The 25,822-nt window shown below is 71.1% G+C and carries 21 protein-coding genes; 8 read left to right on the forward strand and 13 right to left on the reverse strand.

What is annotated here, in order from left to right:
• The first annotated feature begins 21 nt into the window (after window positions 1-21).
• A complete protein-coding gene (locus tag RYN42_RS04485) occupies window positions 22-684 on the forward strand; it encodes an MBL fold metallo-hydrolase (RefSeq protein WP_315094090.1) in 663 nt (220 codons plus the stop codon).
• Window positions 681-974 carry a hypothetical protein gene (locus tag RYN42_RS04490; protein WP_315094092.1) on the forward strand — a complete coding sequence of 98 codons (294 nt, stop codon included), beginning with the start codon at window positions 681-683 and terminating at the stop codon, window positions 972-974. Before RYN42_RS04485 ends, RYN42_RS04490 begins: the two co-directional genes overlap by 4 nt.
• Here RYN42_RS04490 and RYN42_RS04495 read toward each other — a convergent pair.
• Window positions 910-1,326, reverse strand: coding sequence for a GNAT family N-acetyltransferase (locus RYN42_RS04495; RefSeq protein ID WP_315094161.1), 417 nt, complete (start codon window positions 1,324-1,326; stop codon window positions 910-912). The genes RYN42_RS04490 and RYN42_RS04495 overlap by 65 nt on opposite strands.
• Before the next feature lie 87 nt (window positions 1,327-1,413).
• On the opposite strand from RYN42_RS04495, the gene RYN42_RS04500 reads away from it, so the two are divergent.
• Window positions 1,414-3,327 carry an ATP-dependent helicase gene (locus tag RYN42_RS04500; protein WP_315094094.1) on the forward strand — a complete coding sequence of 638 codons (1,914 nt, stop codon included), beginning with the start codon at window positions 1,414-1,416 and terminating at the stop codon, window positions 3,325-3,327.
• An 85-nt stretch (window positions 3,328-3,412) separates the two neighbouring features.
• On the opposite strand, the gene RYN42_RS04505 is transcribed toward RYN42_RS04500, so the two are convergent.
• Window positions 3,413-4,594: a competence protein CoiA family protein gene (locus RYN42_RS04505; protein WP_315094095.1), complete on the reverse strand. Its 1,182-nt coding sequence runs from the start codon at window positions 4,592-4,594 to the stop codon at window positions 3,413-3,415.
• Window positions 4,595-4,819: 225 nt separating this feature from the next.
• On the opposite strand from RYN42_RS04505, the gene RYN42_RS04510 reads away from it, so the two are divergent.
• The 3 genes from RYN42_RS04510 (at window position 4,820) to RYN42_RS04520 (ending at window position 9,412) form a co-directional block, all read left to right on the forward strand.
• Window positions 4,820-5,788 carry an ATP-binding protein gene (locus RYN42_RS04510; protein WP_315094096.1) on the forward strand — a complete coding sequence of 323 codons (969 nt, stop codon included), beginning with the start codon at window positions 4,820-4,822 and terminating at the stop codon, window positions 5,786-5,788.
• Between the two features lie 13 nt (window positions 5,789-5,801).
• Window positions 5,802-8,345: a S8 family peptidase gene (locus RYN42_RS04515; protein ID WP_315094097.1), complete on the forward strand. Its 2,544-nt coding sequence runs from the start codon at window positions 5,802-5,804 to the stop codon at window positions 8,343-8,345.
• Window positions 8,346-9,097: 752 nt separating this feature from the next.
• Window positions 9,098-9,412: a helix-turn-helix domain-containing protein gene (locus RYN42_RS04520; protein ID WP_315094100.1), complete on the forward strand. Its 315-nt coding sequence runs from the start codon at window positions 9,098-9,100 to the stop codon at window positions 9,410-9,412.
• Window positions 9,413-9,436: 24 nt separating this feature from the next.
• On the opposite strand, the gene RYN42_RS04525 is transcribed toward RYN42_RS04520, so the two are convergent.
• The 5 genes from RYN42_RS04525 to RYN42_RS04545 form a co-directional block, all read right to left on the reverse strand.
• Complete coding sequence (locus RYN42_RS04525) at window positions 9,437-10,615, reverse strand: tyrosine-type recombinase/integrase (RefSeq protein ID WP_315094102.1); 1,179 nt, start codon at window positions 10,613-10,615, stop codon at window positions 9,437-9,439.
• A 418-nt stretch (window positions 10,616-11,033) separates the two neighbouring features.
• Window positions 11,034-11,711, reverse strand: coding sequence for a hypothetical protein (locus RYN42_RS04530; protein WP_315094104.1), 678 nt, complete (start codon window positions 11,709-11,711; stop codon window positions 11,034-11,036).
• A gap of 635 nt (window positions 11,712-12,346) precedes the next feature.
• Window positions 12,347-13,330 carry a zinc-binding dehydrogenase gene (locus RYN42_RS04535; protein ID WP_315094105.1) on the reverse strand — a complete coding sequence of 328 codons (984 nt, stop codon included), beginning with the start codon at window positions 13,328-13,330 and terminating at the stop codon, window positions 12,347-12,349.
• On the reverse strand, window positions 13,327-13,746 hold the full coding sequence (locus RYN42_RS04540; RefSeq protein WP_315094107.1) for a MarR family transcriptional regulator: 420 nt from the start codon (window positions 13,744-13,746) through the stop codon (window positions 13,327-13,329). The genes RYN42_RS04535 and RYN42_RS04540 overlap by 4 nt, the downstream gene beginning before the upstream one ends.
• Before the next feature lie 59 nt (window positions 13,747-13,805).
• Window positions 13,806-16,256 (reverse strand): hypothetical protein, encoded by a 2,451-nt coding sequence (locus RYN42_RS04545; RefSeq protein ID WP_315094109.1) that lies wholly within the window; start codon window positions 16,254-16,256, stop codon window positions 13,806-13,808.
• Between the two features lie 234 nt (window positions 16,257-16,490).
• On the opposite strand from RYN42_RS04545, the gene RYN42_RS04550 reads away from it, so the two are divergent.
• Window positions 16,491-19,208 (forward strand): glycoside hydrolase family 3 C-terminal domain-containing protein, encoded by a 2,718-nt coding sequence (locus RYN42_RS04550; protein ID WP_315094111.1) that lies wholly within the window; start codon window positions 16,491-16,493, stop codon window positions 19,206-19,208.
• 46 nt (window positions 19,209-19,254) lie between these two features.
• Here the strand turns inward: RYN42_RS04550 and RYN42_RS04555 are convergent, their stop codons facing one another.
• The 6 genes from RYN42_RS04555 to RYN42_RS04580 all read right to left on the reverse strand — a co-directional run bounded on the left by RYN42_RS04555 (window position 19,255) and on the right by RYN42_RS04580 (window position 24,907).
• A complete protein-coding gene (locus RYN42_RS04555; RefSeq protein WP_315094112.1) occupies window positions 19,255-20,454 on the reverse strand; it encodes a zinc-dependent alcohol dehydrogenase in 1,200 nt (399 codons plus the stop codon).
• Window positions 20,455-20,553: 99 nt separating this feature from the next.
• The gene (locus tag RYN42_RS04560; protein WP_315094113.1) at window positions 20,554-22,152 is read right to left on the reverse strand and encodes an NAD(P)/FAD-dependent oxidoreductase; all 1,599 of its coding nucleotides are present in this window, start codon (window positions 22,150-22,152) and stop codon (window positions 20,554-20,556) included.
• A 12-nt stretch (window positions 22,153-22,164) separates the two neighbouring features.
• Window positions 22,165-23,133, reverse strand: coding sequence for an SDR family NAD(P)-dependent oxidoreductase (locus RYN42_RS04565; protein ID WP_315094114.1), 969 nt, complete (start codon window positions 23,131-23,133; stop codon window positions 22,165-22,167).
• A gap of 199 nt (window positions 23,134-23,332) precedes the next feature.
• On the reverse strand, window positions 23,333-23,497 hold the full coding sequence (locus RYN42_RS04570) for a hypothetical protein (protein ID WP_315094116.1): 165 nt from the start codon (window positions 23,495-23,497) through the stop codon (window positions 23,333-23,335).
• A gap of 110 nt (window positions 23,498-23,607) precedes the next feature.
• On the reverse strand, window positions 23,608-24,264 hold the full coding sequence (locus tag RYN42_RS04575; RefSeq protein ID WP_315094118.1) for a class F sortase: 657 nt from the start codon (window positions 24,262-24,264) through the stop codon (window positions 23,608-23,610).
• Complete coding sequence (locus RYN42_RS04580) at window positions 24,257-24,907, reverse strand: DUF4142 domain-containing protein (RefSeq protein WP_315094119.1); 651 nt, start codon at window positions 24,905-24,907, stop codon at window positions 24,257-24,259. Before RYN42_RS04580 ends, RYN42_RS04575 begins: the two co-directional genes overlap by 8 nt.
• A gap of 214 nt (window positions 24,908-25,121) precedes the next feature.
• Between RYN42_RS04580 and RYN42_RS04585 the strand changes: the two genes are divergently transcribed.
• Window positions 25,122-25,796, forward strand: a complete 675-nt coding sequence (locus RYN42_RS04585; protein WP_315094121.1) for a GAF domain-containing protein — start codon at window positions 25,122-25,124, stop codon at window positions 25,794-25,796.
• Window positions 25,797-25,822 lie beyond the last annotated feature (26 nt).

Genomic DNA, 25,822 nt, shown 5'->3' on the forward strand with positions numbered 1-25,822 from the left:
CCAAGTTGTGCCGTCGAACGGGTGAGCGTGTCGGACCCGGCTGCGACCGTGCGATGCATGACATCGACAATGACCCAGATGCGTGTCCGTGTGCACCGCGGCTGTCACGAGGTGGGCGGGACCTGCGTGGAGGTCGAATCGGGCGGCGCCCGGTTGATCCTCGACGTCGGTCGCCCCCTCACCGCGGGTGCCGACGACTACGTCGACCTGCCGAAAGTCCCGGGGCTCGCGGACGGCTCCGATCCAGGACTGCTCGGCGTTCTGATCTCGCACGGGCACCTGGACCACTACGGGCTCATCGACCAGGTACACCCCTCGATCCCGGTGTACGCAGGGCGATCCGCCGCCGCGATCGTCGAGGCTGCCCGCTTCTTCTCGCCGCGCGGACCGGCACTTCTGCCGACCGGCCACCTCGTCGACGGGCAGGTGTTCACGCTCGGACCGTTTGCCGTGACGCCTCACCTTGTGGATCACAGCGCGTTCGATGCCTACGCGTTCGTCGTGGAGGCTGGTGGCCGACGCCTGATGTACACGGGTGACTTGTCGATCCGACGGTCGGGTCACAAGACCTGGCAGTCGCCCGGTCGGCAGTCCGCAACCTCGCGCGCCGGCTCCTCGACCACCCCGACCCAGGCCTCGACTCGCTGGACGGAACCTGGCCGCCGCAGCCGGACGTCGTCGTGAGGATGCACCACGCACTCTTGCACGACGGCTCGCTCACCGTCGACGCAACGCCGGGCACGGTCCTGCGCACGACCGCCGACGCGTTCGACGTGGCGCGCACGCACCCGGGACTGCCCGAGGCGCTGGCAGCCGCTGGAGGGCTGCGCCCAGCCGTCGCGGCGCTCGCGATCGGACTCCTCGGTGCTACCCACGGTGCGATCGCCCTGCCCCACACCGCCTTCGACTTCAGGACGGCGGCGGCGCGCCTTGCACATGACCTCCTTCGCGGCGGCGGTAAAGGCGGCCGCTAGGCGTAGCGAACTGGATGCCCATGACGATGCGGGCAGGGCTGTGGTCGGAGGTGGCATCGCTGACGTGGGTCATTCCGATCTTCTCCGCCACGGGACGCGATGCCGTGTTCAAGGGATGGATGATCGCTACGAGCTCAGTTGCGCCGAGGGCCTCCTGAGCGAGCTCCCGGCACGCGACGGCCGCTTCGGTGGCGTAACCGGGACTGATTGTCAGGAAGAGGACGAGAGGCCGTTTGCCCGAGGCCGCCCACGACGAGGGAAACCTGGTGCAAATCCTGGCGACGGCGTCCCGAAACGTCGCCCCGGGTTGGGGTTCACGGGGGGGAGCATGGTCCGGTTTCGGCAGCGCTATGGCCGGTGGCTTCGTTGTCGGCGCGGGAGGGGACGATGTGTTCTCGAGCGGTCGGCGCTATGGGGTGGGTGAGATGTGGTGGGCAGTGTGGCGGCGGACCGGGTCCTGGCGGGCCTGGACGAGCAGCAGCTCGGTGCCGTCCTGGCGCCGCCGGGTCCGGTCCGGATCATGGCCGGCGCGGGCACGGGCAAGACCCGGACGGTGACGCATCGCGTCGCCTACCAGCACCTGATCGGTGCTGTGCCGGCGAATCTTCTGCTGGCTGTGACGCATTCGAGCAAGGCCGCAGGAGAGATGCGGGACCGGCTGGGCGGACTCGGGGTGGGCAACGTCCAGGCGCGGACGTTCCATTCGGCTGCATTGCGTCAGTTGCGGTACTTCTGGCGTGCGACCGGACTGCCCGGGGACGGGCCTGTTCTGCTGGATGCGGACGGGAAGGGCACCTACTACCGGTATCTGCGAGCAGCGCTGGGTGCGACTCTTCGAGTGGCGGGTAAGGACGTCGACTCGGCTCTGGTGACCGACCTGTCGACTGAGTTGGCATGGGCTGCCGCCCGGGACCTGACAGCCGAGCAGTACCTGCAGCAGGCGAAGGCAGCCGGCCGCCGGCCCGGGATGGACATTGCCGTGGTCGCCGGAGCGATCGGGCGGTACACGAGCGGGAAGCGGGAGGCCGGTGTGCTGGACTTTGCCGACCTGCTGACCTTCTGCGCGCGCCTGCTTGAGCAGGACGCACAGGTTGCTGCCACGATCCGCAATCAGTACACGGCGTTCGTTGTGGACGAGTACCAGGACACTGACCCAGCCCAGCAGCGGCTACTCGACGCGTGGCTCGGCGTACGCGACAACGTCGCCGTCGTCGGTGATGCCCGGCAAGCGATCTACGCCTTCAAGGGCGCGGACACATCGCTGATCCGGAACGTCACCGTGAGGTTCCCGCACGCGGTCACGGTCGACCTGATCCACGACTACCGGTCGACGACTCAGGTCGTCGACGCCGCGAACCGGCTCATGGCTGGCACGCCCGAGGCAGCCGGCCCAAGGCTCGTCGGGATGCTCGGATCCGGCCCGGAGCCGATCGCGATCCGGTGCAGCGACGAGGACGACGAAGACGCCAGGATCGTCGCAACCGTCCACGCCTGGATTCGACAGGGCGTGCCCGCCGAGGAGATCGCGATCCTGCACAGGTTCAACGCGCAGGCCGTGAAAATCACCGCGGCGTTGCGCGACGACGGCATCCCCGTGATCGCCGGTGACGGGTCTGCCTACTTCGATCGCCGCGAGATCAAGCAGGTCCTCGCGCTCTTGCGTGGACGGGCGGCCGAGGCGCCCGACGACGACCCCTTCGATGTGCTCGAACGCAGCCTGATCCAGGTTGGGTACGACTCGCAGAGTCCACCGGATGGCACAGGTGCGGCGCGGGAGCGATGGGACGCACTGGATGCGCTGCGCGCTTTGGTGCCGTCCCTGCCCGTGCACCTGACCGGCACGATCGGGACCTTGTCGGCTGATCTGGACCGGCGCGCCGCGGAGGATCACGTCCCGCCTGGCCGCGGCGCGGTCACGGTCACCACGATCCACAAGGCCAAGGGGCTCGAGTGGGAGGCGTGCATCATCGCTCGCGCGACCGACGGCTCCCTGCCGTCGGTCTACGCCACGACCCCGGCCGAGATCGCCGAAGAACGACGCCTCGCCTATGTCGCGGCGACCCGCGCCAAACGCCATCTCGTGGCGACGTGGGCCGCGGACCGGCCCGGGGGACGCACCAGCCGCGAGTCACCATTCCTGGCCCTGCTCATGCCGGCGTCTCCGGCAGCCGCGCGAGCAACCCGCCGCCCCGCCAGTGCCACCGCATCCAGGTTCGCCGTCGGACAACGCGTCACGCACGACCGCCACGGTCTCGGCAGGGTCGTCGATGTCCGTGCCGGTAACGTCACGATCGACTTCGGCGCCAGCGGCCGACGGACTGTGCGACCTGACAACAAGCTGATCGGACTGTGACAAGGCCGAGATCGCCACGTCGTGCGCGGCCTGATGGTTCCGAAATCCGCCCCGCAGCAGCCGTGTGCAGTACCCGCGCCCCGGCCTAGCGGTACAGCCCTCCGCCGAACATGCGCGAGACCGCCTGCTGCACGGAGATCCCGCCAGCCCCGACCCACTGCGCAGACCCGGACGTGACGCGCTCGTCGTCGGCTTCGGTGCTTGTGCCGTCCTCGCCCCACAGCATCGGCATCTCGCCGCGCTCGAACGGGCTGCGTGTCTGCTCGACCGGGACCGCTGCCACCCGGGTCCAATGCCCGTCCGTACACCGTGAGGCGAACCGGACCTGGTCGCCGGCCAAGACGAGCCCACCGACCCCATACGCGTAGAAGTCGCCGACCTTCGCGTTGCACGTCGGGCAGCGGTGCATCAAGTAGCTGTGCCCCGCCGTCTTGCTGAATGTCTCCGCGAGGGTGACGCCCGCCCCGGCCGCGATGGTGCTGACACCGGTCACCCGCGGGTCGGACGCATTGAACGGTTCCCCGTCGCAGACGCGTGACAACTCCAGAACCGGCACGTCGTTGTGGCACTGCCAGCAGTCCAGACGTTCCCGGACCGTCTCCAGCCGGAAGGCGTCCGCGGGCTGCGCGCACGTCCCGCACGGAACGACCGGTTCGATATGCGCCGGGGAGGTGCACCGGACGGCACCGGTCGTGGTGAACCTCGGAGATCCTTCCTCGAGCAGGAACCCGGACCGCAACGCCGCAAGCGTCTCCCAGGTTGGCCACACTCGGATCACCGCCATGCCCGCTTGGTCGAAGTAGGCAGCGGTCGCGTCATCAACGTCGTGTGTGACGACGACTTCGACTGCGGCGATCGGGCGGCCAGCAGCGAGGACCGCGATGTCGGGCCGGAACAGGACTCCGGGCAAGGCCGTGTCGACCGTGATGGTCCTGCCCTGCCCGCGAGCCAGATTTCCGTCGTTCACTATGGAGCAAGTCCCGCACCACCATTGCACCGGATACGGGTCCCCGGCCATGATCGCGTCAGACAGCGCAGTCGCGATCACCTGGATCGCGGTCGAGTGCAGCACGGTCTCCGGTGCGGTGCAGACTGCACCGGGCCGGTGCCCGAAGTGAGGACGGACCTTCGTGCCGGCGCGCAGCGACACCGCTTGCGCGCATCCGACGCAGGACATCCCCGCGGGGCGTTGCTGATCACGAGCCAGGTCGGTGGCCCAAACCAACTCACCACCCGCGCGAGCGACCGGGTACAGCACGTCCGTCATGGGCGGCACCGTCTCACACGGCGCTGACGCCCTCGCCGTCCGTTCACTCGAACGGCGTGAGGGGTGCGGGCCGCCGCGTCGACTCGGACACCTGCGAGCTTCACGGCTGACATCGCTACGGTCTCGACACGAGCAAGCGATCTGTCGAGCGTCGGCCCGGCGGGCGCCGGGGGTGCTGCTGGCCTCGTACGATGGCCGCGGAGCCAGAGGGTGGGAGGTAGAGCGATGGCCGCATCGGGCGAGCACATCACTGCGCTAGTGCGTTCGCACGCTTCTGGCGACGACCCCGCGTTCTACTCGGTCGCGCTCCAGGTGGCGGCCCGCGAGGCGCGCCTGGGACACCACCGGCTGGCCGACGACATCAAGAAGACCGTCGAGGCTTCGCGTCAAGCTGCTCCCACGGCGAACGTGACGCGTCTGGCCCAACCCCGGGGTGACTTGGGCGAGCTACTCGTGGCGTCACATCCCGATGTGGCCCTGCGTGACCTCGTCGTGCCGGCAGCGATGGCCGCGCAGATCAAGCAGGTGCTCTCAGAGCAGCGCCAACGGCGGGCGCTGCTGGAGCACGGGTTCACGCCGTCTCATCGCCTCCTGCTGGAGGGGCCCCCTGGCACCGGCAAGACGATGACTGCCTCCGTCCTGGCGCACGAGCTGTCCCTGCCGTTGTTCACCGTGCGGATCGACGCCTTAATGAGCAAGTACATGGGGGAGACTGCCTCGAAGCTCCGCATGGTCTTCGACGAGGTCGCGGGCCGGCGTGGGGTGTACCTGTTCGACGAGTTCGACGCACTCGGGGGTGACCGCTCAGGCAACGATGTCGGCGAGGCTCGACGCATCCTCAACTCGTTCCTCGTGTTCCTTGAGCAGGCGAGCCCAGACAGCCTGGTCATCGCGGCCACGAACCACCGGGCGATTCTCGACCGCGCCCTGTTCCGCCGGTTCGACGTGGTGCTGACCTACTCGCTGCCCGACACCCGGCAGGCGGGCGCGGTGATCCGCGCTCGGCTCGGCAGCCTCGCGCGGGGAGTCGCGTGGGTGTCGGTGCGCCCCCACCTCGAAGGCCTGAGCCACGCGGACCTGGTCAAGGCCGCCGAGGGAGCCGCCAAGACGGCGCTTCTTCGAGGTGATACCGCGATCACGACCGAAGACCTCTTGACAGCGATCTCGACCCGCAAGGCGGCGAGCATTGCCTGATCCGGCCGGCGGCTTGCCGCACCTGCTCGTCCTCGGGCGCGTCGACGACGAGCCGCTTCGACGCCGGGGTGGCGGCGGAAACGCGAAGATCAGGCCGGTGGAGCGACGAGCCCACGGCCGCGCCATCCTCAGCGAGACGCATGATGCGTTCGAGCAGGCAGACGACCGGCGCGCGCTGTTCGCGCGCGATGAGCTGGAGGCGCTCGGGTCTTTCATCACGCTGGTCGGCGGTCAGGCCATCTACCCGCTGAAGGTCGAGTCGCTCGAGCAGCGGACCCGCCATCGGACGTCGCCAAAGTTGCCGAAGTGGCTGCTGATGTCGGTTCACCCGGCAACGGGCGGCGAGCCTGAGCGTGCTGTCGTCTGGGTCGCAGACGCGTCCCGCGAGTCATTCCTCAAGCTCTTCCAGGACTACCTCGACGACGCGAAGGTGAGCACCAAGGCCCAGCGTGGACGGTGGGTCACACCGGAAGGCAACCCGAGGAACGTCGAACTGGTGGCCAACATTGCCGTCATCCGTGCGACCGTGCTGCGCGACCTCTGGCAGTCGACCGGCGAACCTCTCCAGTTTGGGACGCAGTGGTGGGAGGTCTGGCTTGAGCCGACCGACGACGGGCTCGCTCTCCTGCGCCGGTTCGCCGCTGCGTACGGGCTGACGTTGCTGGAGCGGACTCTCCGACTGGGCAACCGGGTCGTGGCGTGGATCAACGCGACCTGGGCGGACCTCGAGTTGCTGCCCTTTACCGCAGTACCCCTGGCCGAAGTTCGGCGACCGCAGTTCGTCGACACCATCGAGGATCTCACCGTCCAGGAACAGGACGAGTACGTCGTTGACCTGGCAGGCCGGGTGTACGCCGCGCCCCAAGACGCCCCCGCGGTGTGTCACCTGGACACCGGGGTAGCGAGAACCCACGCGTTGCTGGCCGGCTCCCTCGACCCGGCGGACCTCCACGACGTCATTGGCGGTTCGGGGTTCGACGTCCAAGGCCATGGGACCAAGATGGCCGGCCTGGCGCTCTTCGGCGCGCTGGACGCGACCTTGCTCGCCACCGGACCACTGCAGCTCACGCACCGTCTGGAGTCCGTCCGCATGCTGCCCAACCCGGGGGAACCGCAAACACTGCCCCGTGACTACGGGACCGTGACGGTTCAGGCTGTGGCGTTGCCCGAGGCGACTACTGATCGTCATCGGGTCTTCTGCATGCCGGTCTCAACCGATCCCGACGGCCCCGGGCAGCCGACGCTCTGGTCGGCGACGATCGACGCGCTCGCGGTCGGTACCGATGTCGTGCGAGACGAAGCGCAGCTGCAGTTGCTGAGCGCACCGGACCCACTCGCGGCGCGGCTTTTCGTGGTGTCCGCCGGCAACGTCAAGCATTTCGTGGCGGACCACCTCGCCGAGTCCGACACCGCCGCCATCGACGACCCGGGGCAGGCGTGGAACGCACTGACCGTTGGGGCGCATACCGACCTGACCCATTCGCCCAGCCACCCGGACTACCGCGGCTGGCGCGCCCTTGCACCGACCGGAGAGTTGTCCCCGCACAGCCGCACGTCACTGCTGTACGAGCCCAAGTGGCCGCTCAAGCCCGACATCTGCATGGAGGGCGGCAACGTCCTCACCGATGGCGCATCGATGTTCGAGCCGAACCTGCCGACCTTGTCCTTGCGGACCACGGGGCACGCCAACGACCTGGCTCTCGGCGCTGCCAACGCGACCAGCGCCGCAACCGCCCAGGCGGCCCGATTGGCCGCGCTAGCGATGCACCGCTATCCGGGCTACTGGCCGGAGTCGATCCGTGGCCTGCTTGTCCACGCTGCCGAGTGGACGCCCGCGATGCGCGGGACCTTGGATCATGAACGCCGAGTCGGCAAGCGGCAGCAGTTCCAGATGCTGCGCAGGTACGGCTGGGGTGTCCCCACTGAGGACTCGGTGCTGTCCTCCACGCGGCACGCCGTGACACTGGTGACGCAGGACGAGTTCGTCCCGTTCGAGGGCAAGGCCTATGCGATGCGCAGATTCAGGCTGCACAGTCTGCCGTGGCCGACCGACGCGCTGGCGGCCATCGCCGCTGCCGACGTCAGGCTGCGTGTCACGCTTTCGTACTTCATCGAACCGTCCCCTTCGCGGCGCGGATGGCGACAGAGATACTCCTACGCCTCCCACGGCCTCCGGTTCGAGATCAAGAACCCGACGGAGACGCCCGCCGAGTTCATCAGGCGGGTTGGCAGGGCGGCCGCGGATGACGAGGCAGGGACCACGTCGACATCGAGCGGATCTGAGCGGTGGCTCGTCGGCGTCGGTCAACGAAACGTCGGCTCGCTGCATCAGGACATCTGGGAGGGTTCGGGCCAAGAACTCGCCGCCAGTGGCTACGTTGCTGTCTACCCGGTCGGTGGGTGGTGGAAGCGCAACGGGCGCAAGGACCGCCTGGACCTCCCCGTGCGCTACTCGCTACTGATATCACTCGCGACGCCGAGTCAGGGCGTCGATCTCTACACGCCGATCGCCACGGAGCTCCGCGTGCCCATCGTGAGCGAGATCGTCATCGAGTAGGGGTCCACGTCGCGTGGATGAAGCCGAGGACCAGGCGGGCTGGCTCTGGATCCCGTCCACGGCGAAAGGGCTGGCTTCGAGAGCGACGGCCTGAGCGCGGCGGCGGCGGCGCCAGTCTGAACTGCGGTGATGCTGGCTCCCTCGACATGGCCCAGTAGCCACACGAGCGGCTACAGAACATCCACGGACCTGACCATGAGCCGCAGCGTGTCACGGCGCTACCGACCTCGCCGTCCCTCACGCGAACGGCGTGAGGGATGGGGCGGCTACGTCCAGGAAGTCGCAGGCGAACCTCGCGAGTGACACGGTTCCGCTCCGGACGGCAGCGTGGTCCCTGTCGAGCGTCGCCCTGTCGAGCGGCGCCGGCGGCTGCGGCTCTGTCGTGACCGCCGGGAGACGGCTCGAGACCTTCGGTCTTTACCGGATGCTCGGAGTGCACCTGGGGCGCCGCGAGCGCCCGCCGAGACGCACCGACTCGACGAGGGGTGACGGATGATTGTGGGACCCACGCCCGTCCCGTCTCGTAACCTTCTCTCCGTCGGTGAGGTGCCGACGAGCTTCGCGCGGCAGCGCCCCGACTGGCACGTCCCGTTCGAGGCCGACGATCCGACACCGCGCTCTTCCTGCGTGCCTGTGATGTGTCGGCTTTCGACCACGTGTCCGCGCGCACCCCGCAGCGGGAGCCGGCTATGTAGTCGATCGCTCTATCGATGTTCCACACGATGGCCGCACCTAGAGACGGGAGTACAGCAATGTCGAACGATGTCCACGCCCAACTGATCGCCGTTCCCCGGAGGGTCGCCCGGCGCAAGCCGGCGGGGGAGAGGCGAGTCCTCAACGTCACGGTGCAAGCCGACGAGCGGCTGCTGCTGACAGTTGCCGAAGCGGCGGCACGTCTCGGGATCGGGCGCACGTTCATGTACCAGCTTCTCGCCGCCGGAGAGGTTGCCTCAGTCCACGTGGGCCGACTTCACAAGGTCCCTGTGTCCGCACTCAAGGACTACGTCGAACGGTCGAGTACCCGGAACATCGGGCAGAGCGCACCCCGGAACGAGATCAACTCCTGATCGTCCTCCGCTTGCGGGCCGCACTCAGTCACTTCGCTCTGCCCGTGGCTGCCCTAGGCGCGTCATGGCGGCGACGTGACCGGACCGCACTGGCGCGATCGGGTGGCGATAGATCTCCGCGGTGACGGTCACAGAGCGATGCCCGAGGGTGTCGGAGATGTCCTCGATCGGGACGCCAGCGGCGGAGAGCAGGCTGGCGGCCGCGTGCCTCAACATGTGTGGATGCAGGTGGTCGAGCCCGGCCTCACGGGCGAGTCGGCTGAAGGTGCGACGGACGTTCGAGGGGTCCAGCGGGGTACCCAACTCTGTCGTGAACACCAGGTCATAGCGGTTGCGCCAACTTGAACCGGCAGCCTCGCGATCGGCCTTCTGTGATGCCTTCTGAGCTCTCAGCGCGTTGACGACCGGAACGGGGATCTCGAGCGTGCGATTGCTGGTTCTCGTCTTTGGAGGCACCAGGACCAGGGCACCCATCGGGGTTCGTCGCAGACTCGCCGCAATCGTGATGCTCGGGCGCTTGCCCTTGAGTTTCACCTCGGGCCACGTGAGGCCGGCGGCCTCGCCTGGCCGAAGACCCAGCATCAGGGACACGGTCACCAGGTTGCCGAGACGATCACCGGCAGCGGCGGCGAGCAGCTTCCTCGCCTGCTTGGTGGTCAAGCCGTAGCGCTCCGCCTTCGGGCCCGGTCGGGTGTGGACCGGATCGGCAACGTTGCGTACGACGAGGTCACGCGCCATGCCGAATCTCAGCACTCGCCGGCACAAGTTGAGCGCGTGTCGCATTGTTGAAGCTGCGAGCCCGGCGTGCTGCATCGAGTCGAGTATCGCTTCGACGTGCTCGGATCTGAGGTCGGCCAAGCGGTAGTCACCGACAGCTGGCAGGACGTGCGCTGAGAGCATGTGTTCGTAGTTCGCCAGGGTGTTCTCGGTGATCCCCGGCGGGACACCGCGATCCAGCCACATCAGTGCCAGGTCGGCGAACGTCACCGCGCGCTGGGTCAGGTCGATGCCGAGGGCTCGCTGTGCGACGAGGTCGTCGAGCTTTGCCCGCACGTCCGCTCGCGAGGTCCCGCGCACCTTCGTGCGATGGCGCTTCCCCGCAGGGTCGACGCCCAGGTCGAGGATCCCGATCCAACAGCGTGCGTCCTTGTCGTAGCCGATGCTGCCGCTACCGTTGTCGCGCCTTCGCGCACTCTGAACCACTCGTCCACCCCCAGGTCCGCGCACCCGATTCGGCAGGATGATCCGGGAAACAACTCGGGAAACATCTCTGAGCGTATGCAGCCGTACAGACGCGGTGAAGTACGACCGGAAACCTGGTCTGACCTGCACATCCACGTACACGGGTGAACGCTGGATGTCCCTGGGGGTCAAGGGGTCGCAGGTTCAAATCCTGTCAGCCCGACAGTGAAAGTCCAGGTCAGCGGCTTCTCAGAGTTCGTCTGAGGAGCCGCTTGCTTGTATCTCCGGTCGATCAAGAACCTCGCAGCGAACGAGCCCGGGCACGCCCGGATGTGCGTCTACTCCCGCGGCGTCGTTCAGCACGCAGCGTGGTTGCGGCGGGCGGCGCGTTGGCCCGGCGCGAGCGCACGGACGCCGTGCGCTGACGGCCGAGGTCGTCTCAGGTCCTGGGTCCGCCGCGGGGGACGGTGATGACGTACATGACATTCACCGCGAAGTTGCCAGGTGGACCGGCCGACTCGACCGCGCCCTCGATGTGGATCGTGTGCGTGCCGGGCGGGAACGGGTGCAGGGTCACGTAGTAGCCGGCGTCCACGGTGGGTGAGACGACCGTGCCCGCGGGCACGCCGAAGATGTTGTCAGCCGGAAGCGTCACCGAGAACACCACGGACTCCTCGTACCGGATCTGCGACGAGCGCAGCGGCGTCCCGTTGACGGTGACGCGGAGGTCCGTCGCCCCCGCCTTGAGACCCGCGACCTGGCTCCGGGCGTACGCCTCCGTGCTCTGCTCCGGCGCGTCGCCAGGGGTGGCGCCGTAGAACGCATTGATCACAGGGAAGACCAGCCGCGTGCCGCGCGGAACCTCGCAGGTGCGCGTGATCGGGCCGCCCGTGTAGCCCGCGAGGAACCAGGCGTGGCCGGTTTGTCCGACGTCGCAGAGCCCGCCGGTCGGGTCCAGCAGCGGGTTGCTGGACGCCGGCTGGGCCAGGGCCCACTGCCAGAACTCGGCGCCGGTCGTCCCGCGCGCCGCGCTCTGCCCCTGCCTGTGGTGGTCGTCGCCCGCGACCGACGGCCCGGCGGGAGCGAGAAGGGCGAGCAGCGCGAGTGCGAGGACCACGGGGAGCCGCCACCGTCGAGCCGGAGGCGGGGTTCGGAGCAAAGAACGCATCATGAGGTCCTCCCGGGTGTCGGCTGTCGAGACGGGCGCCTCCGTCCACCGTCCACCCGTGCGGCAGAGCCGTCAAGGACGCCGGCACCCCCGACCGCCCGGCCGACTATCCGCGCATGAGTCGTGGTTGCACGCGTGCGGCAGGGGGCGATCACCCACGAAAGCTCGGGCGCGAGCGTTGCGCCGACCAATGGGGTCGCGACGCACTCGGCGGCCACCCGGTCACCATGCGCTGAGCGCGCAGCTTTCGGGTCACGCTCGGCTCATGACCCGGAGGTCCTAGGTTCAATCCCGCCCTCGCTTCGAGTGTTCGGACGCCCTCTCGTTCAGATGAGCGATGGGGGCACGATGTGGGCAGGAGCCGCTCGGACGGCGACTGGACACCTGCGGCGCACCCGCGCGCCACGGCCGGAGCCGGCAGCGCACACTGGCGATGCCGTGCAGTCCGTCGAGGAGATGCCGACTCGAGGCTGAGCTCGTGGCCGGAGGCCCTTCTCTGCCGGGCGCAGCCCCCTCGGTCGGGACACCGCCGGACGCTTGCTCCCGCTGGGCGAGCGCGCGGGCGGTGCAGAGCTCCGGCGCGATCACAGGAGCACGACGCCCTTGCCGCCCACCGAGCCGGCCTCCATGTCGGCGTGCGCCTGCGCGATCTGGTCCAGGCGGTAGACGCGCCCGGCGGGCACCCGGGCCCGACCGTCGGCGACGGCGTCGAGGAACTCCTGGAGCACCGGTGCGGGGAGGTCGGCGGCCTCGCCGGAGTAGGCGGTGAGCCGCACCCCGTTCGGGAGCCAGTCCATCGGGTAGAACTCGGGGATCGTCCAGTGGTCGGAGAGCATCCCGGTGAAGCAGACGGTGCCGCCGCTGCGGACGGACCGCAGGGTGTCGCGCATGACGTCGACGCCGACGAGCTCGACTGCCCCGTCGACCCCGTGCGGGTGGAGCTCGCGAACCTGGACGGCGACGTGGCCGTCGTCGACGAGCACGTGGTCGACGCCGACGGACTCCAGCAGCGCGGCGCGGGCGGGGGAGCGAGTCGTGGACAGGACGGTCAGTCCCCGCAGCCCGCCGAGCACGGCGAGGGTCAGGCCGATCGAGGAGGTGCCCCCGCGGACGAGCAGGACGTCCCCCGCGGACGGTCGCACCCCGACCGCGAGCGTGCCGTGGGCGGTCTGCAGCATCTCCGGGACGGCCCCGAGCACTTCCCACGGCAGGTCGCTGGTGAACGGGATGGCCTGTGCGGCGGGCACGAGCACGTACTGGGCATAGCCGCCGTCGAACGAGCGGCCCATCCCGCCCATGAGCGTGACCACCGGCGTGCCCGGCACCAGCTCGCCGCCGGGGGCGGACTCGACCACGCCGGTCGCCTCGATTCCGGGGATGCGCGGGAACGACCCGGACGATGCCTGCCCGCGACGGAAGTGCAGCTCGGACCGGTTGAGCCCGAACGCGTGCACCCGGATCAGCACCTGACCGGGCTCCGCGCGCGGCACGGGCACGTCTCGCACCTGCAGGACCTCGGGGCCGCCCGGGTGGTCGACGACGACGGCACGCATCGTCGCCCCGGTCACGGTGCCACCGCCATCGAGACCCGTGCGTGCAGCCGGGCGAGCAGGGCCGTCACCGCGGACACGTCCTCACCCGCCAGGTGTTCGGCGAGCGCCGAGTCCAGCGCGGCGACTCCGTCGTCGTGAGCGGCGTCTCCCGCCGGGGTCAGCGTGACCAGCGAGGAGCGTCTGTCGTGGGGGTGAGCGCTGCGCACGACGAGCCCGTCGCGCTCGAGCCGGTCGACCAGCTTGCTCGCCGCCCCGACCGTGATGCCGAGCTCCGTGCGCAGCTCCTGCACCCGTGCGGTGTCAGCGTGCCGCCGGACGACCCGCAGCGCGCTCAGGTTGGCCAGGGACACCTCGCCGGCGGCGCGCAGCCGGTCGTCGAGGTGGTTCCACAGGGACGTCTCGTACCGGATCACGAGGTCGAAGAAGTCCATGTCCGGCCACAACTCGATGCGTCGGAAGTATATTCCTGGTGATCGAGTCTGCGGACGGGCTATCGCCGCGCCGCAGGTCGCAACCACACCTGCAGGACCAGTCGTTCGGCGCGGCTCGGGGGAGGGATGAAGGTGCCGAGCTCCTCGAGGAGCGCCTCGCGCGCGATCTTGCGCTCCGCAGGAGGCAGTCGTCGGACGTGCTCCGCCGTCTCGAGCCCGCGCGCGAGGAGGATCCTCGCCACCTCGATCCGCCACGTGCGCACGGTGGCGGGCACGGACCGAACGAGATCGGCGGCGACCTGCACGCGCGACAGGGCGGCGTCGAAGGCGCCGAGCATGGCACCGAGCTCCGACCGTGTCGCCGCATCCGTGAGCTGGTCGTGCAGCTGGTCGGCGGTGACGATGCCCCCGGCTCTGAGCTTGGTGGCGAACGGTTCGACCATCGGGAGCGCGAGGACGTCGGTGGACGGCTTCCGAGGATAGGCCGCCGCGTACTGCTCGCAGGTGCGCAAGGTGCGCAGCTGCGGGTCGCGGGTGCGCCACTGCGCCAGCTCGTCGTCGACGTCGGCGAACCGAAGATTGCGGACCGCCCGCGTCACTGCGTCCTGCTCGGCAGGGACGGAAGCCCACAAGCACGCCCACGCGTAGGCCTCCTTGGGGCTCCGGCCCGTCGAGCCGTAGTCCTGCGCGGCTCTGCGGACCGCTTCCCGTCGAGCCTGCGACCCCGGGGGCGTGAGCAGGATCTGGACCGTGACGGACAGGGGCCGGAGCTCCATCAGGGCTCTCGCCGGCAGCAGGTTCGCCGGCGCCTCTGTCGCCAGGGCCCCGGACAGCCCGAGCCCGTCCGCGATGGCCGAGTCCGCCTCGGTCAGCAGCCGGCGACGGTGAGGGGCGCTCGTGTCGGCGAAGTACCGGTTGACCAGGGCGACAGAGAGCGAGATCGCCGCCCGCAGATCCAGCCACCGAGCGGACGGATCGTGGACCCGGTCCTGTGCGAGTCCCTCGCGGAGCGTGCGCAGGAGGCGCTCGTAGACCAGGAGCTCGTCGACGTCCACCGCCTTGCGATACCGGTCCTTGGCGAGGGCGTGGCGGGCCAGCCCGTTCTGCCAGTCGATCTCGACAGCCCTCACCAGCAACGGCCGGGCCTGGGGTCTGCCGGCGTACTGGGTCGTGGCCAGGCAGTGCAGTCCGAGGCTCTCCCACCGCGTCGTTCCGTACAGACCGTCGAAGTGGTATCTCTCCGACATCGCGAGCAGGACCATCGCCGCCGACACCTGGAAGAGATCCGGTGCCGGGACGGCCGTCTCTGCCTTCCTGCCGTCACCGGCCGCAACCGCCGTACCGGTCACCGGGAGCTTGAGGACGTCGGCGTCGACGACTGCCGAGGCGACGGCATGACCGCGCCGCATGACCTGGACGGTCTGGAGCCGCGGCGTGGAGACGTCGATCAGCACGTGCCAGAGGCCCTGACGGCTGGGCAGGAGCGTCTTGACCACCTGGAAGACCAGACCGAGGACAGGGTTGGTGGGTGTGGTCGAGAGCACGGCGTCGCTCAGCTCCGTGACGTCCGTCCCCACGGGGGCGAAGATCCCTCGCGGGGTCTCGCCGCCGAGCTCACGCAGCAGCGCGACGACGCGGACGGCTTCCTCCTTGTTCTGCTTGCCGTCGGCGCTCACCTCGACCTGCACGCTCGGCGTGCGGGCCCGCTGCCACGTGCGGAACGCGAGCGCCGCGAGGCCGAGGACGACTCCGGAGCCCACGACCCACGGTGCTGGTTCGTCCGTACCGAGGGCCGCGCAGATCACGACGACGGCCACCGGGACCAGGACGTTGCCGGTCCGTCGCACGGCCGCGTACCTGTTCCAGGGCATCCGCTCGGGGACCACGGGGGCGAGCAGGCGCGCCAGGATCTCGATGGCGAGCACGACCGCGACCGCGGCGACGAGGGCGAGCCACACGGGCTGCTGGTAGGTGGTTGCGGTGGCAGCGACCGTGTCGCCGAACGCCGTGATCCTGTTCGTCGTCGGGATCGGCACGTCCGCGTCGCACGTCCGTGCAGCCTCTTCGACCGATCGACGGTCCCAGGGCACGGCAGGAGCGGGGCTGCCGACGCGGGATCCGCACCCGGTCGGGAGGTCCCCAGGCGCCGTCGGCGTCTCGCGGACGACCGGCACCAGGCCGGCCAGGTGCTCCGCCCTGGCGATGCGGCCCGCTGCGGCAGCGCGCTCCGTCGAGCACACAGCAGGCGAGGCCGTCGCTCCCGGGTCGGTCGCACGCTCGGCGTAGTCGCCCAGCAGCGCGAGCGCGTCGCGGGGGCGGCCGGCCTCCGTCAACCGGTCCGCCTCGTCGCAGGGGACAGAGGCGACCGATGCCGCCGGGGCGGTGGCGGCAGAGGCGGCGGAGGCAGCACTCAGGAGGGAGATCCCGACAACGAGCGGTGAGAGGGCGACGAGCGCCAGGCGGCCGAGCCGGCGCGGTGGATGCCGGTCTGCTCCGTCACCGTCGCTCATCCGCGGCCCTCCCGTCGGCACGAACATACGTGCGGCCAGCGCCCGGACGCAGGGGCCTATCGAGCAGACCTTTCGTGCATGTGAGGCGCCGCGCTCGCTTGACCCGCTCGAGATGCGATGCGCTACTAGACGGTGGGCGCGGGCAGCGACCCAGGCAATGAGGCCGTGGAACGTCCTGCGTCAGACCCCAGGGGAGGGTCCATGCGTAGTGCAATCCGGAGCAGGTCTGCCCGTGTGTCGCTCGTCGCCGTGGTGTGTGCCGCGGCGATGGCCATGCCGGTCCAGGGGGCGGCAGCCGCAGCAGGTGACGATCCCGACGGCGAGGCCGCCGTCACGGAACGTCTGCAGGAGGGGCAGTCGCTGCCGTCGCAGTGGTGGTGGGACGAGTCCGGGTCGGACACGCGGCGCGCTCGGGCGCTGCTGCGGCAGATGACCCTGGACGAGAAGGTCAACATGCTCCACGGGGAGCTGAACAACTTCTACGGCTTCTACAACGGGCCGATCGAGCGGCTGGGCATCCCTGCGCTCACCATGGCTGACGGGCCGGCGGGGGTCCGCATCGCGAACCCGGACGTGAACGACCAGGAGGCCACGCAGCTGCCGGCCCCGATCGCGCTGGCGGCCACCTGGGACACCGCGCTGGCGGAGCAGTACGGGCAGGTGGCGGGTGACGAGGCGTTCCGGACCGGTCACAACGTGCTGCTCTCGCCCGCGGTCGACATCGCCCGGGTGGCGCAGGCGGGGCGGGCGTTCGAGGCGCTCGGCGAAGACCCGCTGCTGTCCGGGAAGATCGCGGCGGCGGAGATCCGCGGGATCCAGTCCCACCCGGTCGTCGCGGACATCAAGCACTACAACGTGTACACGCAGGAGACCAACCGGCTCAGCGGCGGGAACGCCGTCGTCGACGAGCGGGCGCTCCAGGAGATCTACACACGGCCCTACGCGATCGGCATCGAGGAGGGCCGTCCGGGCTCGGCCATGTGCGCGTTCAACAAGGTCAACGGCGTGTTCGCGTGCGAGAGCGACGAGCTGCTCAACCGGATCCTCAAGGAGCAGCTCGACTTCGAGGGCTGGGTGATGAGCGACTACGGCGCCACGCACAGCACCGTGCAGGCGATCCTCGCGGGCATGGACCAGGAGATGCCCGGCAACACCACCCCGGACGTCGGCCCGGGCACGTGCTTCTTCTGCGGGCCGCTGCTCGACGCCGTCCGCGCGGGCCAGGTGCCCGTCTCTCGGATCGACGACGCCGTCCTGCGCATCCTGCGGCCGATGTTCGCGCTCGGCCTCTTCGACAACCCGCCCGTGATCTCGGCGCTGCCCGAGGCTGAGCACGGAGCGTTCGCGCGGTCCGTGGCCGAGCGGGCGATGGTGCTGCTGAAGAACGAGGCGAACGCCCTGCCGCTGAGCGGCTCCGTGGGCTCGATCGCGGTGATCGGTGCCGATGCCGACACGGTCGTGGCCGGTGGTGGCAGCTCCCTGGTGAAGCCGACGTACACCGTCAGCCCGCTGGAAGGGATCCAGGCACGGGTCGGCCCCGGAGTGCTGGTCCGGCACGTCGCCGGCGCGGACGGCGTCACGTCCGCGTCGCTGATCCCCGGTCCGGATCCGATCCCGTCGGACTTCCTCACCTCGGCGCTCGGTGACGGTGCCGGTCTGCGGGCCGAGTACTTCTCGACGGCGGACTTCGGCGGACCGGTGCTCGCGGACCGCACGGACCCGTACGCCGCGATCAACGCCGGGTTCTTCCTGTTCGAGGGGTTCAACGCCCAGTCGCCGCACTTCCCGGTGCAGACCCGGAGCATGGGCGCGTCCATCCGGTGGACCGGCACGCTGACGGCCCCGGTGGACGGGACGTACGAGCTCGCCGTCACCACTACCGGGACGGCGACGGTGTACCTCGACGATGTGCCGGTGCTGACGTCGACGCCGTCCGAGACGCCGGCGACGACCACCGCGGCCGTCCAGCTCGCGGCCGGCGTCGGGCGTGACCTGCGGGTGGAGTTCGTCAACAACGGACCCGGCGGCACCGACGCCGGGGCAGTGTTCCAGCTCGGCTGGACCACCCCGGAGGGCGTCGTCGCGCCCCAGGCGCTGGCGGCCGCCGACCTGGCGCGCTCGTCGCAGGCGGCGGTCGTCGTGGTCCGCGACTACTCCTCGGAGGGCGGCGACAAGCCCGACCTCGACCTGCCGAACGGTCAGGCCGAGCTCATCCGCCAGGTCGCCGCGGCGAACCCGCGCACCGTCGTCGTGCTCGCCACCGGGGGCGCCGTCCAGACCTCCGACTGGGAGCAGGGCGTGCCCGCCGTCGTGCACTCGTGGTTCGGCGGTCAGGAGCAGGGCGGCGCGCTGGCCCGCATCCTGTTCGGTGACGTCAACCCCTCGGGCAAGCTGCCCATCACGATCCCGGTCGACGAGGACAGCACCCCCGTCAGCTCGCCGGCCCAGTACCCGGGCGACGGGCTGGACCAGCAGTTCTCCGAGGGCATCTACGTCGGCTACCGCGGCTACGAGGAGCTTGACATCACCCCGCAGTACGCGTTCGGGACCGGGCTGTCGTACACCACGTTCGACTACCGCAACCTGCGCACGAACGTGGCCGCCGGGGTCGGTGCCCGACGTGCCGGCGCGCAGCTGCAGGTGAAGGTGGCCGTGCGCAACACCGGCACCGTCGCGGGGACCGAGACCGTGCAGGTGTACGTCGGCAACCTGCCGACCCGGCAGGTGCAGAGCGCCCCCAAGGTGCTCGCCGGGTGGGCGACCGTGACGCTGCAGCCGGGGGAGCGCCAGCAGGTGACGGTCACCCTCAGTCCGGAGTCGGTGTCGTACTGGGACGTGGACCGCGACCGCTGGCGCACGCCACGCGGTGACATCCCCGTCTACGTCGGCTCGTCCTCCGCGGACATCCGGCTCACGGGAACCCTCCGGGTGGGAGGCCGCGCGCTGCCGTGAGAGAGGGGCGACGGGGTGGCCGCCGGTGCGGCGGCCACCCCGTCGCTCAGGCCGAGGCGGACGGGTCGAGAACGACCTTGATGCATCCGTCGTGCTTCTTCTGGAACATCTCGTACGCGGCGGGGGCCTCGTGCAGACCCACCCGGTGCGTGCGCAGGTCGAGGACGCCGAGCGGGTCGGCGTCGTCGCTCACCAGCGGGAGCAGGTCGTCGATCCACCGGCGGACGTTCGCCTGCCCCATGCGCAGCGTGAGGCCCTTGTCGAACATGGTCATCATCGGCATCGGGTCGATCGCCCCGCCGTAGACCCCGGAGATCGACACGGTCCCGCCCCGGCGGGTGATCTCGATGGCCGAGTGCAGGGCGCTGAGCCGGTCCACGGCGGCCTTCTCGATGAGCGGGGCGGCGAGCGCGTCCGGGAGCAGGGTGGCCGCGCGCTGTCCCACCGCTGCGACGGGCGAGCCGTGCGCCTCCATGCCCACCGCGTCGACGGCCGAGTCCACGCCGCGGCCGTCGGTGAGGTCCTGCACGGCGGCCACGAGGTCGTCAGTGCTGGCGAGGTCGATGACGTCGATGCCGTGCCGGCGCGCCATCGCGAGCCGCTCGGGGACCAGGTCGATCCCGACCACCCGCGACGCGCCACGGTGCGCGGCGATGCGCGCAGCCATCTGGCCGATCGGTCCCAGCCCCAGCACGGCGACCGTGCCGCCGGCGGGGACCTCCGCGTACTCGACCGCCTGCCACGCGGTCGGGAGCACGTCGGACAGGAACAGGTACCGCTCGTCCGGGCTCCCGTCGTCCGGGACGACGACCGGCCCGAACTGGGCCTGTGGCACGCGCAGGTACTGCGCCTGACCGCCGGGCACCTGCCCGTAGAGCTTGGTGTACCCGAACAGCGCCGCGCCCTTGCCCTGCGCGGTGACCTGCGTCGTCTCGCACTGGGAGTACAGGCCCCGGCTGCACATCCAGCACGTGCCGCAGGCGATGCCGAACGGCACGACGACGCGGTCGCCCACCCGGAGCGACCCTGCCTCGGCACCCACGGCCTCGACCACGCCCATCGCCTCGTGGCCGAGGATGTCGCCCTTGTCGAGGTAGGCCCCGAGGACGGAGTAGAGGTGCAGGTCCGAGCCGCAGATCGCGGTGGACGTGACCCGGACGATCGCGTCGGTCGGCTGCTCGATGGTCGGATCGGGCACCTGCTCGACGCTGACGTTCTCTCGTCCTTGCCAGGTCAGTGCGTGCATCTGGGACTCCTCAGCAGATCGCGTCGGCGCCGCCGGCTTCGCGCCGTCCCGACGCTAACCCGGCTCTCGAGGGGTCCGCACGTCGAGCGCCCCCGTCCGTCAGGGCTCCCGCAGCACCCGGTCCCAGACGGTCCGGGCGAGGAGGCGACGCAGGGCGCCCGTCCCGCTCGCGGCCCCCAGGGCGGCCCGCGCGGCATTCCAGCCGCAGGCGCCGTGCACCCCGCCGCCGGGGTGCGCCGAGGCGCTGGCCAGGAACAGCCCGTCGATCGGCGTCTCGGGCCGGCCGAGTCCTGGCGTCGGTCGGAAGAACAGCTGCTGGTGGACAGCGGACGTGCCGCCGTTGACGGCTCCGCCGCGCAGGCTGGAGTTGGCCCGCTCCAGGTCGGCGGGACTCTGCACGTGCCGGGAGAGCACGGACGCGGCGAACTCGGGTGCCACCCGGGTGATCGCGGCCTCGACGCGCTCGACCTCGGCGGAGACCTCCGCCGCAGTCCAGTCCACACCGTGCGGGACGTGCGTGTAGGCCCAGGCCGACTCGGTCCCCGCGGGCGAGCGCGTGGCGTCGGCCGTGGTCATCTGACCGAACAGCAGGAACGGACGGTCGGGGATGCGTCCCGTCGACAGGTCGGCGGCCACGTCGGTGAAGCCCAGCCGGTCGACGCCCAGGTGCACGGTGCCCGCGCCGTGCGCCCCCGGGGCGGTCCAGGGCACGGGGCGGTCCAACGCCCAGTTGACCTTGAAGGTGGGGTGGTCCCACTGGAAGCGGTCGAGGTCGCGCAGCACGCGGGCCGGCAGGTGCTCGGGGGCGACGAGCTCGCGGTACAGGGCCGGAGCGGTGACGTCGGCCAGCACCGCGTGCCGCGCGCGGACGTGCTGCCCGGCGGCGGTCCGTACGCCGACGGCCCGTCGGCCGGCGACGAGGACCCGGTCCACGGGCGTGCCCGTCTCCAGGCGCCCTCCGCCCGCTTCGAGCCGGGAGACCAGGGACTGCGCCAGGACGCCCGCGCCGCCCTGCGGGACCGGGAAGCCGACGTCCTGCCCCAGCATCGCGAGCAGCCAGCCGAACACCCCGCTGCCCGCGGCGTCCGGTGGGACGTCCGCGTGCATCGCGTTGCCGGTGAGCAGCAGGCCGCCCCCGTCGCCGCGGAAGTGCTCGTCGGAGAGGCGTCGCACCGGGAGCACAGCGAGCCGCGCGAGGTCCAGGCCTCCGGAGACGCCGAGGCGCCGGAGCAGCCGGGCCGCCGAGACGACCGGCGGCAGCGGGGTGAAGAGCGCGTCGAGCAGGGGGTCGCGGATCCGCTGCCACGCCGCGGCCAGCGCCGTCCAGGCGTCGCCGTCGCCGGGTGCGAACTCCTCCAGGCCGGCGGCGGTGTCCTCCACGCTCCGGTGCAGCACCGCCGCGCGGCCGTCGTCGAGCGCGTGCGCGAGGACCCGGGGGGCGTGCACCCACCGCAGGCCGTGGTCCTCGAGGTGCAGCCCCCGGATGACGGGGGAGGCGGCGGCCAGCGGGTAGAAGGCACTGAAGAGGTCGGTGCGGAAGCCCGGCGCGGTCACCTCGGCGGTCCGGACTGCCCCGCCGGGCGCGTCCTGAGCCTCGAGGACCAGCACCTCCCACCCGGCGTCGACCAGCGCGTTCGCCGCGACGAGGCCGTTGGGGCCGGCACCGATGACCACCGCGTCCACCGTGCGCACACTCATGCGTCCTCCTGCTCAGCTCCGGTGCACGATCCGCCGGACCACCAGGGCGGTCCCCACCAGCCCGCCGGCAGCCACGCCGCGCAGCCAGTGCCGACCCCAGCCGCCGTGCACGGCCTCACCCGACGGCGTCGGCGCCCACAGGTTGCCCGGGTGCGTCGCCACGCGGCGCCGGGAGAGACCGCCGGCAAACATGAGGGGGCGGACCAGACGGTCGTAGATGCCCGGAAGGTAGCGGAAGCCCGCCTCGGCGACGTGGTTCGCCAGGCCGACCGAGACGGTTCGTCGCGGGCGGTCGAGGACCCGCACGATCGCCGCGGCCACGTCCTCGGGCCTGCTCACGGGGGGCGGGGGGCGGCCGTTGCGTCCCCCGTAGGCGGCGGCCTGCGAGTACACCGGGGTGTCGACGCCTCCGGGACTGATGAGCGACACGTGCACGCCTGGCACCTGGCGTGCCTCGATCTGCAGAGTCCGCGCGAGCCCGTGCACCGCCCACTTGCTGGTGACGTACGTGCTCATCCACGGGGTGGCGATCCGGCCGAGCAGCGACCCGACGACCACCAGGTGCCCGCCTCCCTGCTCGGAGAAGGTGGCGAGCGCGCGGCGGGCGACGTTCGCCGTGCCGACCAGGTTGACCTCCATCACCCGGTCGAACGCCTCCGCCGGGACCTCGTCGAACCGCCCGTACGCCACGACGGCGACCGTGTTCACGACCGCGTCGATCCGCCCGTGCACCGAGCGGGCACGGGCGAAGAGGGCGTCGATCGATGCTCGGTCACTGACGTCGGCCGGGACGACGGTGACGCGCAGTCCGGCGACGCCGTGGCGCTCCGCAGCCGAGCGGCACTCGGTGGCGACGGTCTCGAGGACGTCGGCCGACCGCGAGGAGAGGACCAGGGGCCGTCCGCGAGCGGCGAGAGCCTGGGCCGTCGCGCGCCCGATGCCGCTCGACGCGCCCACGACCAGGACGGCGCCGTCAGCCACGGGAGAAGGGACCGAGGAGGACGGTGGGACGGACGCTCACGTGCGCCTCCTTCGTGGGCCACCTCGGAGGTGGTCCGGGTGTCGTCGGTCCAGCGATTCTGCGGCGCCCGAGGCCGATCCGCCTGCCGAGGCGGTGTCGATGCCGGTGTCGATGCCTACGTCGCACGGCGTCCGCATGCGCATGCGCACGGGGATCGTCTCAGGGCACCGCCGGACGCGCCCCGTCGACCGCCAGCACCCGCGCGCTCGCAGCCGCCAGGCGATCACGCTCGTGCCGGCTCTCGCAGGCCCGGGCCAACGACGGGAAGGGATGCTCCTTGCCGCAGTCGGCGCAGACCCACGGGCTGCCGGTGTGCTCGCTCATCCCGGACCTCCCAGGGTCGTGCGTGGGCCCCGGGCTGCTGCACGACCTGCCTCGATCGTGCGCCCCGGTGCGCGGGAGCGCCACTCGTGCCCGACGGGGCGGGCGGCCCCTCACGACGGGCTCGCGAACAGGACGACGTTGTCCCGGTAGTGGCCCGTGGCGCGGTCGAACGGGCCACCGCAGGTGATCAGCACCAACCGGGCCGGGCCCTGGGCAGCGAACAGGTCGGACGGGAGCTCGGACTTGTCGAGGGAGCGGCGCTCGGTCAGCGTGAAGGAGTACGAGGCGCCTGCGGCGTCGGTGACGGTGAGCACGGTGCCCATCGGTGCACGGGCCAGGGCAGCCATCGGGCCCGGACCGTGACTGGGAGCGTCCACGTGCGCGGCGATCAGCGTCGTCCCCGTGGGAGCGCCGGGGGGGGCGCTCATCGCCCACCACCCCAGGACGCCCGGGTCCGCGGGCAGGGCCAGGGCTCCGTCGGGGTCGACGAGGACCGGCTCCACCGAGGCGGCCAGAGCCAGGGCATCCACGCCCAGGGCGACGGGCGGGGCGGGCTCGGCACGCGTCGACGCGGGCGGTGGGGTCGACCTCACCGGAGCCGGCGACGACGCGACGGGCGTCAGCCGGGCCGCGGACGCGTCGGCAACCTCGAACGCGTCCGGTCCGGAGGTCAGGGCAGCGCCCGCCGCGACCAGGAGCAGCCCGGCACCGAGCATCGAGACGCTCAGGTACCGGCGCTGCTCCGGCCGCGCATGGTGGTCAGGCACGTCGACGGACGACCCGGGTCCCGGCCACGACGACGAGCAGCAGCCCGGCGCCCACGAGCGCCACGCCCAGCGAGCTCGTCCCGGTGGCCGCCTGCCCGCCGGAGCCGGCCGGGACCGACGTCGGCACACCGAACTGCGGCGCCGCGGCGAGGGCCTCGTCGAGGTGGTGCTGGACCACCGGTGCCGCCGCGGCAGCGAGGTCCTTGACCTGCTGCTCGGAGCCGCTCGCCAGCTCGGTCTCACCGGCGGCCAACGTGGCGCGGTGTGCGGCGATCTGCAGGGCGATCCAGGCGCTGTCGAACGCCGCGCCGCTCGTGGCCGTCACCGCGCTGAGGTCGGCCTGCTGCTGTGGCGTGGGCGTCGTGGGCAGCGTGACCCCCAGCTGCGTCGCGGCTGCCGTGAGGCTGGCGTCGAGGGTGGTGTGGTCGGTGATGAGCATCTGACCGAGCTGGCGCACGGTGTCCGTGGAGGCCTGCGCGACGGCGGCCTGACCGGCGGCGATCTCAGCAAGGTTCCCCTGGTGTGCGCTTGCCATCCACGCCTGGTCCTGCGCGGACGGTGCAGCCTGTGCGGCGGGAGCGGCGGCCAGGAGGGCGATGCCGGTGACGAGTGCGGTGAGCGCGAGCCGGGGTGACAGGTTCATGAGAGAGCTCCTCGAGGGAGTGGTTCCCGCCGTGGCGGGCCGGCCACCTCCTGGACCCGGTCCTCCGACGGTAGGTCGTTCCCCGTCACCCGCAACTCGCCGGGCCGCCTCCGCACGTGCAGTTCCAGCCGACCGGGACCATGCTGGACGTGTCGCGTCGAGCCGGGGCGTGGCTTCGTCCAAGGCAGCGCTGGGGGCCGCCGAGGTGGGGTTCATGAACGCGCACGGAACGAGCTTCGGTTCTCGCGGGCCGGCCGGGATCCCGCACCCCGACGGCCTGCGCGCCGTGGTGGCGCGATCGTCCGGACAGCTGATGAGCGACAGCACGGTGGACACGCTGCTGGGCTTGCTCACCTCCGCGGCGCAGCGGGTGGTCCCTGCGGCGTCCGGAGCGGGGCTGACCCTGGAGGGACCCGACGCGGAGACCGTCACCCTCGCGGCGACCCATCCCGACGTCGAGCTGCTCGACGCGCTGCAGTACGAGATCGGCGAGGGGCCGTGCCTGACGGCGTGGCGCGACCGCGTGGTGGTCCGCGTCGATGACGTCACCGTCGAACGCCGCTGGCCGCGCTGGTGCGAGGAGGCGGCGAGGACGGAGATGAGGTGCTCACTGAGCGCGCCCATGGTGGTGGGTGACACGGTCCTGGGAGCGGTGAAGGTCTACGGACGGTCGCCCGGCAGCGTCACCGAGGACGACGAGGCGACGATGCGGGTGTTCGCGGCACAGGCGGCGATCCTCGTGGCGCACGCCCAGGACTACCGGCGCGCCGGTGCGCTGAGCGACAACTTGCAGCTGGTGCTGCGCCAGCGCGACGACATCAACCGCGCCTGCGGCGTGCTCATGCAGCGCGAGGGGCGTCGGCCGAGGCGGCCTTCACGTTCCTCGTGAGCCTCGCCGAGCGTGACCAGCGGCCG

Source organism: uncultured Cellulomonas sp., from assembly GCF_963527515.1.
GTDB lineage: Bacteria > Actinomycetota > Actinomycetes > Actinomycetales > Cellulomonadaceae > Cellulomonas.